This is a genomic window from Desulfurella amilsii, assembly GCF_002119425.1.
Taxonomy (GTDB): Bacteria; Campylobacterota_A; Desulfurellia; order Desulfurellales; family Desulfurellaceae; genus Desulfurella; species Desulfurella amilsii.
This window is the reverse complement of sequence record NZ_MDSU01000005.1, coordinates 1-9,998: the sequence shown is the minus strand read 5'-3', so window position 1 is coordinate 9,998 and position 9,998 is coordinate 1. Positions and strand designations below refer to the sequence as shown.

Here is a 9,998-nt window from a genome sequence, read left to right as displayed (position 1 = left end):
CTTATCCCAAAAGTAGACTTACTAAAATCACAAGTAGCCTACTCAAATGCAAAGCAAGAGCTAAAACAAGCTTATGCTAACTTAACAAACGCTATAGCTCAGCTAAACCAATTGCTCAACGAGCCCATTGATAAAACACATACATTTGATCAGGTAGCGGATGTTGTTAACTTAAAAACACCCCTTGACTCACTTTATGCTCAAACAGACAACCGTCCAGATATTAAAGCACTATCATTTGCAATTAACAAAGCCAAAGCTCAAGTAGGTATGGTAGAGTCTAGCTATTATCCTCAGGTACAATTAAAGGCAAACTACAACCGCAATGGTCAAAACCTCGATATGAACAATAACCCATACGCCGATAACTCCATCTATAGCCTAAACATAATTGCAAACTGGGATATATTTGACTGGGGTAAAACAAAAAATGATGTACAAGCCGCAAAGCTACAACAGATTGCCCTAGAAAATGAACTGGCTAATCTAAAAACACAGTCCAAAACTCAAATACTAAACGCATACGATCAAGCTGAAGTAGCATACCACAATATCTCAGTATCCCAAACTGCCCTAAAAGAAGCAAATGAAAACTATAAGCTAACCAATGAGCGCTATCTAAACCAACTTGCAACATCCACAGACATACTTGATGCAAGAACACTTCTTACTCAATCTGAGTCTAACTACTATGGAGCTATATATGGGTACTGCATAGCGCTAGAAAACCTTGCAAATGCTGTTGGAAAGTCAGATGAGTTTGATTATTTGATTAGGTTTAAATAGTTTTGTATAGCCTTTTGTATTTTATCGTTTCTCCTATAAAAGTTGTAAGTCCAACACCTAATACTATAACAATAACTAAGAAAAAGCCTATATTTAAATTATGCAAGTTGTGAACTTTTATAGGCGTTGCAATATTAAACGATAGCAGATTCGGATAGCTCAAGCCTAAAATGCCAGATAATGCAAATAATATGCCACCCCAAACAAGTGTTCTTGACGCTGTAAGTTTTGCTATATGCTGACTTACGTTTTGAGGCAAATTTAATCTCTTACCTAAAATACCAAAAAATGCACCTGCCAAAATTTGAACAGTAGTGGTGCCAAGCCCAAACATAAATCCAGGTAACCATGCACTATAAGCGTTTGGCATAGAGGGGGCTAATATTGTGTATAGAATCAAAGCGAACGCACCAAAGCCCCAGCCTGCAATAAAACCGTGAATTATAGCCATTTTATATGTGGTTTTTTTATGTTTTTCATCTATGTAATTGCCAGATAATGCCTCTTGGTGGTGTATTTTATCAATTTTGTCAAAATGTATATGAAAAACATTATTAAATCTAAAAACATACAAGCCGCCAAATACCATTGCAGTACCTACAATAATATATATAATGTAATCAATATAAGGTTTTGACATAAAGCTAATTAAGGAAAAGTAGGCAAGTTCACTTGCTATTGCTCTTTGAACGCTAAATGCTAAAGAAAAAGCAAGCCCTATAAAAAATCCTTTTTTAGCCGAATAACTGCCAATTGAATAACTGAATGTAATAGGCCATGTATGCTCATCTGGTGTAATACCATGTACAATGCCTAGCAAATAAGCCAAGATTATTGTCATAAAGACGCTTGATTGAGCATGCACATTAAATAAATCCATAAGCACCCCCTACAAATTGCAAAGACAAATATAATGCTAACTTATAAAATTGTCAAACTTATAAAAAATTCTATATAAATAATTGTTAGCGTGAGATTTTATATACAAAAGTGATATTTGAACTTTCATTTTGATTGCTAAATGCATGAACTTTTACTGTATAAAAGTAGGTTACTGGAGCATTATTTTTTTGTGGCAATATCACCTGTGTTAAAATTATAGTAGCATACACTGTATAAGAGCCAAGCTGTATTATAATGTCTGGCTTTGCATTTGAACAATTCCAGTTACTCCATGCAATGGTAGGTTTTTCTAACTTTATTGCCATACAGGTAGGGTTAGCAATTGAGTAGTCATTTGTTGGCAAATCGGGCGTTGGCGAATCAAACTTAAGCATTGATATAACAATACTGCTTGCGCCTTTTGCTGCATCAGAAGCGCTTTTGTACTGCGAGCTCATACCAGAGATTTTAGTGCCGCCCAAAACTAACCACAACATTAAGCTAACTAAAATTAAAGCAAGTGCACTGATAAATATTACAATAATTAATGCTATCCCATCTTGATTTTTTTTCATTGATTTTGTCCTATATTCATTGGCTTTATTGTCATTTTAATAGTTTTCCACTCATAATGTGAATCAATGCTGTTTGGTTGAAAACTAAAAAGTGTTCCTACGTCCGCATCCCCAACAATTATATTATTTGTAGTTATTACACTATTTGAGTATTTGCTAGTTTGCTTTAATATAAAAACTTTTATTAACTGTGTTTGAGTATTAATGGTGTTTGGGTCTAAATTACTCGTACTTTGGTACCAAGTGTTATTGATATTTGTTTCCACAAAAAAGGCTCTAACGCAGCCCAAAATAGGAACTGCAATATTTGCCCCATTATTCTGACTGACTACAGAACGGTACAACTCATAGGTATCTGGGTCACAATAATTTGGCAAACCGTTTTGACTTAAAAAATAATCCACCCTGTTAAAAGGCATACGCGGTGCTTGAGTAGGGTTTAAACCGTATATTAAGTAAATTTGTGACTGATTGAGATTTAATGTATTAATCGAATTATAGAGATCAGAAAAATTAAAATAAAAACCACCATTGGGGTTTTTTAGCAGTGTTTTATTTGAATCCATAACAATACAATAATCATTATCATTTGGTGAAAAATTGCTTGCAGAACTACCCATATTGTAATCGATATTCCAATTATCACTATTTGAGTTGTAATATGCAACTGCGAACTTTTGCGATGCGCTGTTTATATCTGCAATAGCAGATCTTATAACTAAATAAGAAGACTGCGGCGATGTTTGAGAATTTTGCCCTATATTATAGGCACCAGTTGGTAAAGTATCATGGTTATAATTACTTGCTGTGGAGTTAGAGCTTTCTGTAAAATTAAATGTACCTGCAGGACCCATAGGAAGACCATAGCCTGCCATTGAAATATCGTACTGTAATAGCGATGTTCCAGAGAGCGTTGAGATTTGAGAGCTGCTTATACTAGATTGGAATAAAGAGCCCTTCATAATTTTGATGTATGTGAAGTATCCAATAGACAAAGCAATGATTGTAATAAAAAGTGCAACTAAAATTTCTATTAGCGTAAAACCTTTTTTCATAAATGCACCGCTGTATTTTGAGCGTGGTAATATGTTTGACCTTTGTAAATCCAACTAACTGTTATTGTATACAAAATAACTTCTTGTTGTGGCTCAATAGTTGGTACTACGTTAACAGTGTAGTGCTGCACAAAATTATTAACTTGGGTATCAATGGTTTTTGTGTATGTTGTTTTTACTGGTATATTATTAAAAGCATTGTTTAGAATTTCATCTGTTTGAGATTGAGCAATTCTTAGTGCGTGATTTCGTAGCGTATTTTGCATATTTACATTTATTGACAAGTTTAAACTATACAATAGCCCAAGCACGACAATCAACAAGATAAATAATGCAATAATTGCTTCAATTATAGTAAAAGCTTTATTGTTGACAGATACCATTTATCCACCTTCCTGTGCTAATCCTTGATGATTGAATTACAAAACAATTGGGGTTTGCATTATTTTTTTGCTCAATATAGCAGCTTGCACTACCTTGAGCTATGCCAAATGCATTTAGGGCAATTGTAACAGAATTATTTGAACAAGACATAGGGTAACTAAAATTATCCTGCACAATAAGCGTTGAGTTTGTATCATTTGTTAGAGCTTCTATTTGATTTTGAGATATATTAATATTAACTGGCACATGGTGAGATATGCAGTAAAATTTTGTATAATTAATATCTGAGTAAAACTTATCAACCTGATTTGACATGTTGTAGTCTTCTAAAAACTGCGAAAAATTTGGTATAGCAATGGATAAAACAATTGCAAGTATTGCTAAAGCCAAAACTACTTCTAAAAGAGTAAATGCGCTGATTATTCTTTCTTCCATTGTATAATTATACCTGCTTGACCCGTAAATGGCGCTATAAAGGTTGTGGATGTCTCTGGCGAAATGCCCGTTTGCCAGGATGTTGCAGGGTTTCCTTTTGTAAAAGTAGTGGTGGGGTTAACTTGCTCAACCGCACCCGTTGAAGTTTGCAAAAGCAGCGTGCCGCTTACATTGTTAACAACATAGCCAGGGCAAGAGTTATCAAGCGCAGCAGTACCAGTTGCACAGTTTAGACCCCATACGCGCGTTCTGCCGCCAAAACCGCATAGATTACTTGTGGGTTCTGTGGTGGTAAAAAAGACCACATTTTGGCCTGTAACCGTAGGATCTGATATATCTCGCTCTTTTAGGTAGCCATTTGATTCAGAATTATCAAGGCTTACATACCAGGAATTTAAGCCACTGCCAGGACTAGTAAGCTCTTGACAAGAATAATTTGTAGAATGAGCTGCATTAATGTTACAATTTCCACCTGCTAAACAATTAGTCACATCAACACCGTATAATTTATCAGGATTATTTGGATTATAATCATCTGTAGATTTAAAAAACTCTCCACTGCCAAAAAATATGTAAGTTCTATTAAAGCAGGACATATGTGCCACTTTAGCTGTAATGGGGTTTTTTGTAGTCATAATTTTTTGAAATGTCCAGTCGTTAGGTCTTCGAGAATTATTCGTAAAAAGCATATACACAGATCCGCTCCATTTACTTCCACTTCCACTTCCACTTTCATTTTCAATAGAGACGCCAAATGGCACAGCTATGGTGTTGCCTGTTGAGTCATCGCTAATACCTTGTGTAAAGAGCCTACCGCCAAAGGCGTGATTTAAACTTGAACCTACATTTATGGTAGTTAAACTATTTTCAGTAAAGTCACCATTTAGGCTCAATATAAAAGCTTTTAATGGCAAACCAGCGTCTCCTTTGTAATCTGTTGGTCCAGTTAAAAACATAACAAAATATTGCCCGTTTACATTTATCACAGCAGGACCAGAAAAACTAAAACCAAGACCAGGATTTGTAAATTCCCACAAGAATGTAGGATTAAATGGGTTTGTAATATCCAAAGCATAATAAGCAGAAAGACCAATACTGTTTGAGGTTTGACCTGAAGGGGATTGTGAAATTGATGGAGTTTGGATAAAATCTGTTTGCGCTGTTGTGCTTGTTGTGCTTGTTGCGCCACCCATCCTCATCCCGCCAATTAAAATTATATGACCATTGGCTCTAAAAATATATGGCGTCAAATCTTGATAGTAAATATGACAGTAATTAGGGTTTGCAAGATATTTTAAATATGGCAGAGAATCCATTGGTATAAAACCCCAAAGCTCGCTGCCTGGAGTATAATAGCCATCAACGCTCGGGCAGCTTGACTCATCGTTTGCGCAAAGTTTAGCTACAGCATTGTTTGGTAAATTTATATTCTGTACCTGTCCAGCTAAAAATGCATGAAGCATACCATCGTTTGCACCCACGTACACTACGTTAAAGCTTTTAGATGGATCAATCCAGTTAGTATATTGAACTGCCTGCGGTGTAGAGTATATAATATCGCCAAGCTTCCATACATGAGAAGTAGTACCTATGTTAACTGTTCTATTTCTTGCGCCTGTTAAATCCTGTCCCAAAATATAATTTACTAGATTTGTGGCAGCAGTCTTTAGCGTGCAATTTTGCGCGTCATTACATAAATACGAATCATTTGGCAAGTTTATATTGAGATCACTTATAAAACTAGTTAAATTCTTAGCTGCTGCAAAACGTATTAAAGAAACACCATCAGTTGTGTAAATTGTTCTACTAGTTGAGGAAGCCTTCCAAAGAATTTTTCCTGCTTCCCAAAGAGGTTTTAATTGGTCAATAGAGACTGTATTAACGAGGCTTCCATTAGAAGAATATTCTTGTGCTTGCAGCTGGTTGTTTTGAAAGACAAAGTTTAATGTGTAATCCTTCGATGGTTCAAGGTAGTTTGGTGTATTGTTATTTAATATATTCGATGTGGTACTGCCTACCGCGTTATACAGCCACCAATCATACAAGTAACCTATCCATGTTGCGCTTGTGTTATTATCAAAAATTTTTTCAGGGTAAAAGACAGCCTGGATTGCACTTGATCCAGACTGCGTTTTTTGACTTATGCTTGCAACACTTGAAGCACTGGATGCCTGCTTTATAATATTTGAAAAGGCACTAAGAAGGTTATCTTTGATTTGACTTGCATTATTTGGTGCAAAAAAAGTATTTGGTATTTTAGATGGTTTCGTGCAAAGACTGCCTTGAGCTTGTTGGCCTGGGCAGTCAGTATTATCAATGCAGTTTGATGATGGGAAAGAGCTTGTGTTTACAGAACCAAGCGGTTCAAAGCTGCCAAAATACGCTATGTTTTCAAGTGCATTTTGGCCGTATACAGTGCCATAGTCTTGCGCCAACTGGTAGTTTTGCGTACCCAAATTTCCAAGATAAACTGCATACAAATCTTGTATAGTAATGTTAGAAAAGTCACTCCTTAGGCTACCGTTTGAGACACCCGTATGCAAAGTATACGCTTGGTTTACAGGATCTGAGCTTGTAGAACAATCTGGTATATCCCAGCCACCATCGGACATCAAAATGACATAATTTTGTGCACAAGGGGCTGCTTGACAAGAGCTTGTATAGGGCGGACAAACATACAGCGGGTCTTTCCAGGTATCTTTAGAAATGCTAAAGCCATAAGAATACGTAGGTGGATTTTGAGAAAAATAATCAATTACATCTTGCAAAGCTGGGCCAGTAGGTGTACCTTGCGTAGGCATCTGGTAGTTCATAAACCGCATAATATATGTGTAAGGTTTGGTTGACAGCATAGAAGTGCTGTAAGTTTTGCCAGTGCGCCGCTGATTGTATGGATATCCGCCAATATAAACAGTCTGCGGGATTGTGTAGGGTTGCCCATTTAAACCCGATGGTGTTGTAAACATTAGTAACCCCATTCTTGGTTTTAAACTTGAAGACATATTTTGAAGTGATGGCAGTATTGCCTGGTTTATGCGAGGCATGGGTGTTAGGACAGAAAACATATTTCCAAAATCATATACCCTATTACTATTAATAGATGGAGACAGTACAATACCGCCCCCATCTACAGTTCTTATATCGCTCGTATTAAGTGTAGGGTCGCACTGTTTACTGGAATAATTGCTACAAGACTGCGGCTCGCCCCCGGTCATAGTCCATTTTACAAGGTCGCTTCTTGACATCAAAAGAAAATTTAAGCAGTTGCCCGTATAAGAATTATATGTGCGAGTATTATTGTCGTAAGGGAAATTGTAAGTAAACACACTTGATGGGCATCTTTGGTGAGTAGCTGACTTATTAATATACCAAAAATTATTTGTTGAGTCATATGAATATACATCTGTGGGTATAAAGTAGCCTTCGTATGTTGTTTGAGTTGAGTGGTGGTAAGAGCTTGGGCAATTAGTAATGTTCCAATTATCACCGCAGTAGCCTTGCCCTTGGCTATCTGGATTGTAGGCGCTCCAGCCCATAGATCCGCTTACATCTTGAACAATTAACACATTAGGTGCTACATTTTGAGACAAAAATGGCGGCGTAGCACAATACTGACTCATGTCTGCAAAAGCGATCTTAGAAATAAAAACTAAAAAAGCAACCACTATCAAAAAATAAACCTTCTTCATTGCGGACCTCTATTTGTATTGCCTATTACGACACTGGAGCAATTCTTATCTATCTGCATAAGAAAATTTACTTTATGTATCAGATTAACTGGTATAGCCTGCGGGTTTTTTACAGTAACAGTGTGTTTTCCATGACACAATTTTGATAAGATTTCTATTTGCGCTGTGTTTTTATCCACAGATATAATTTTCCCCACAACTAAAGTATAGCCAAAAGCACTAATACTGCTTAGCATTATAGCAAGCACTATTAAACCCTGCATAAACCCTTTCATAAAACTTACTTCCTTTTTTATTTAGAATATATTTTATTTTAATAAAGGCGTCAATAAAAATCCATATTTGTTGCAAAAATTTAATAAAAAAATTATAATGTAAAAATGATTAAGGTAGGCGCATCAGCTTGTTTTTTGGGGATTGAGTGCATATAACGGTTCTTCAAAAAAAGATAACTTTGTAGTTAGCCTGTCAAAATATTTTGATTTTATACCATTTTGCCATGAAGATGCTATATTGTCCCACCCAATAGAATCTATGAGGCTTGTTTTGGACAAAGATGGCAAAATTCATGCTATTGGCAATAAAACAAAGAACAATTATACAGAAAGTATTCTCAATTACTATGCTAATGCTGCAAAAACAGCCAAAAATAATTTTGCGGATTTATATTTGCTTCAAAATCTCCAAGCTGTGGTGTGTTCCAAACCAAATTATATTTAGAAAACTCAATGTCAAGCGGTAAAAATACACAAGTCATCTTTTCAAAAGCCTTTTTGGAACATTTCCTATGACTACCCCACGAAGAAGAAAAACGGCTTAATGATGCATGGTTAAGATATAACTTTATCACTGGAGTTTATGCTTATTGCGATATTAAAAATTTAATCAAAAATCCATCCAAAAAAGGCCTCATTGGTTTTCATACGCGGTATAAATTTTTGCTTTTATCCAAAAGCAACAAAAATTACAAAAAGTTAGGCCAAATTGCTCCATTTACAAACCCATCTTTTGAGGAAACACTATACTCTTACACCGCACTTTTTTTAGAAACTATGCAAATAAAAAGCAAAAGAAATAATGTGTATAACACACTAGATCACATATTTGGCCTTATTAAAGACTTTTTGTCAAGCAATGAAAAAACAGTATTCTTAAATGCTCCATCAGACTTTAAAAAAGGCATTATCACCCTTGTTGCAATAAATAGAATGTTTGAACTCTATATAGAAAAGTACAACATTAGCTATTTAAAAACTAAGCCTTTTTTAACCTCTACCTTAAAGACTTAGGTCTAGGCTCTAATATTTCAACATTTAAATAAATCGATTTATTATACAAAAAAGTAAAACAAACCCTTCAAGTAAGGGTTTGTTTTTTCAAGTCTTAAACTTACCTACAACAGATAACAGACCATCAGATATTGTCTTTAGATTTTGGGCATTCGCTGAGATAGACTCTACTGCCTTTGCATTTTCTTCTTGAGCTTTGCTGATTTCTTTTACCTGCATCTCAAGCTCTGAGACTGTAGAAGAAAGCTCCTGTGTTGCAGCAGATAGGGAGTTTACCTGGTCTGAAACATTGGCGATTTTATCTGATACTGTCTGGACACTGTCTTGAGTTTGGGCAATGGCATCTGCTTTTTGTTGTGTATCTGATTGGGTTTGGTTCATAACGCTTACTACTTTTGAAGTTTTTTCCTGTATGGATTTTATGATTGCTGCCACTTCGTCTGTAGCTTTTTGTGTTTTTTCTGCAAGCTTTCTTATCTCATCTGCAACTACTGCAAAGCCTCTGCCGTGCTCACCTGCACGGGCCGCTTCAATGGCAGCGTTCAATGCAAGGAGGTTTATCTGATCTGTTATATCGTTTATTATCTTTAGAATGTCTCCTACTTTCTTTGAAGCTTCTCCAAGGTCATTTACATCAAGACTTGCTTTTGAGATAGAATTGGATAGCTCTCGGATTGCTTCTACATTGAGCTGGATTTCTTTTACCATCTTGTCTGTAATCTCTTTTGCTTCATCGGAAGATACTCTTATGTCTTCTGTAGAGCGGGCTATGCCAGATAGGGCGTTTGCTGTATCTTCTGTTGCATGTGATATCTCTTTTGTGTTTGATGAGACCTGCTCACTGGATGCAGAGATTTGAGCTGCAGATGATGCAAGTGAGTTTGTGGAAGATTGAACCTCTGT

11 protein-coding genes are annotated in these 9,998 nt (G+C 35.9%); 3 read left to right on the top strand and 8 right to left on the bottom strand.

Annotated elements, in window-relative coordinates; all coding sequences use genetic code 11:
- Positions 1–786, top strand: a 786-nt coding sequence (locus DESAMIL20_RS01980) for a TolC family protein (RefSeq protein ID WP_143340224.1), incomplete at its 5' end; no start/stop codon positions are given.
- On the opposite strand, the gene DESAMIL20_RS01975 is transcribed toward DESAMIL20_RS01980, so the two are convergent.
- The 7 genes from DESAMIL20_RS01975 to DESAMIL20_RS01945 all read right to left on the bottom strand — a co-directional run bounded on the left by DESAMIL20_RS01975 (position 779) and on the right by DESAMIL20_RS01945 (position 8,081).
- Entirely contained in the window at positions 779–1,666 is an 888-nt protein-coding gene (locus tag DESAMIL20_RS01975; protein ID WP_086033209.1) for an urease accessory protein UreH domain-containing protein, read from the bottom strand. The two genes, DESAMIL20_RS01980 and DESAMIL20_RS01975, sit on opposite strands and share 8 nt — an antisense overlap.
- Before the next feature lie 85 nt (positions 1,667–1,751).
- Positions 1,752–2,243: a hypothetical protein gene (locus tag DESAMIL20_RS01970; RefSeq protein ID WP_086033208.1), complete on the bottom strand. Its 492-nt coding sequence runs from the start codon at positions 2,241–2,243 to the stop codon at positions 1,752–1,754.
- The gene (locus tag DESAMIL20_RS01965; RefSeq protein WP_086033207.1) at positions 2,240–3,298 is read right to left on the bottom strand and encodes a PilW family protein; all 1,059 of its coding nucleotides are present in this window, start codon (positions 3,296–3,298) and stop codon (positions 2,240–2,242) included. The genes DESAMIL20_RS01970 and DESAMIL20_RS01965 overlap by 4 nt, the downstream gene beginning before the upstream one ends.
- Positions 3,295–3,681, bottom strand: coding sequence for a prepilin-type N-terminal cleavage/methylation domain-containing protein (locus DESAMIL20_RS01960; RefSeq protein ID WP_086033206.1), 387 nt, complete (start codon positions 3,679–3,681; stop codon positions 3,295–3,297). The genes DESAMIL20_RS01965 and DESAMIL20_RS01960 overlap by 4 nt, the downstream gene beginning before the upstream one ends.
- A complete protein-coding gene (locus tag DESAMIL20_RS01955) occupies positions 3,662–4,117 on the bottom strand; it encodes a prepilin-type N-terminal cleavage/methylation domain-containing protein (protein ID WP_086033205.1) in 456 nt (151 codons plus the stop codon). The genes DESAMIL20_RS01960 and DESAMIL20_RS01955 overlap by 20 nt, the downstream gene beginning before the upstream one ends.
- Positions 4,102–7,806, bottom strand: coding sequence for a pilus assembly protein (locus DESAMIL20_RS01950; RefSeq protein ID WP_086033204.1), 3,705 nt, complete (start codon positions 7,804–7,806; stop codon positions 4,102–4,104). Before DESAMIL20_RS01950 ends, DESAMIL20_RS01955 begins: the two co-directional genes overlap by 16 nt.
- Entirely contained in the window at positions 7,803–8,081 is a 279-nt protein-coding gene (locus DESAMIL20_RS01945; RefSeq protein ID WP_086033203.1) for a hypothetical protein, read from the bottom strand. The genes DESAMIL20_RS01950 and DESAMIL20_RS01945 overlap by 4 nt, the downstream gene beginning before the upstream one ends.
- Positions 8,082–8,223: 142 nt before the next feature.
- Here DESAMIL20_RS01945 and DESAMIL20_RS01940 point away from each other — a divergent pair, with 142 nt between their 5' ends.
- Both DESAMIL20_RS01940 and DESAMIL20_RS01935 read left to right on the top strand, forming a co-directional pair.
- Complete coding sequence (locus DESAMIL20_RS01940; RefSeq protein WP_086033202.1) at positions 8,224–8,526, top strand: 2-thiouracil desulfurase family protein; 303 nt, start codon at positions 8,224–8,226, stop codon at positions 8,524–8,526.
- A 218-nt stretch (positions 8,527–8,744) separates the two neighbouring features.
- A complete protein-coding gene (locus tag DESAMIL20_RS01935; RefSeq protein ID WP_158090484.1) occupies positions 8,745–9,095 on the top strand; it encodes a DUF1722 domain-containing protein in 351 nt (116 codons plus the stop codon).
- Between the two features lie 87 nt (positions 9,096–9,182).
- Here the strand turns inward: DESAMIL20_RS01935 and DESAMIL20_RS01930 are convergent.
- The coding region (locus tag DESAMIL20_RS01930) for a methyl-accepting chemotaxis protein (protein ID WP_239393366.1) at positions 9,183–9,998 on the bottom strand (816 nt) is incomplete at its 5' end.

Bases quoted from the DNA above. Each gene is read 5' to 3' on its own strand.
- DESAMIL20_RS01975 (WP_086033209.1), bottom strand. From the start codon at position 1,666: ATGGATTTATTTAATGTGCATGCTCAATCAAGCGTCTTTATGACAATA.
- DESAMIL20_RS01970 (WP_086033208.1), bottom strand. From the start codon at position 2,243: ATGAAAAAAAATCAAGATGGGATAGCATTAATTATTGTAATATTTATC.
- DESAMIL20_RS01965 (WP_086033207.1), bottom strand. From the start codon at position 3,298: ATGAAAAAAGGTTTTACGCTAATAGAAATTTTAGTTGCACTTTTTATT.
- DESAMIL20_RS01960 (WP_086033206.1), bottom strand. From the start codon at position 3,681: ATGGTATCTGTCAACAATAAAGCTTTTACTATAATTGAAGCAATTATT.
- DESAMIL20_RS01955 (WP_086033205.1), bottom strand. From the start codon at position 4,117: ATGGAAGAAAGAATAATCAGCGCATTTACTCTTTTAGAAGTAGTTTTG.
- DESAMIL20_RS01950 (WP_086033204.1), bottom strand. From the start codon at position 7,806: ATGAAGAAGGTTTATTTTTTGATAGTGGTTGCTTTTTTAGTTTTTATT.
- DESAMIL20_RS01945 (WP_086033203.1), bottom strand. From the start codon at position 8,081: ATGAAAGGGTTTATGCAGGGTTTAATAGTGCTTGCTATAATGCTAAGC.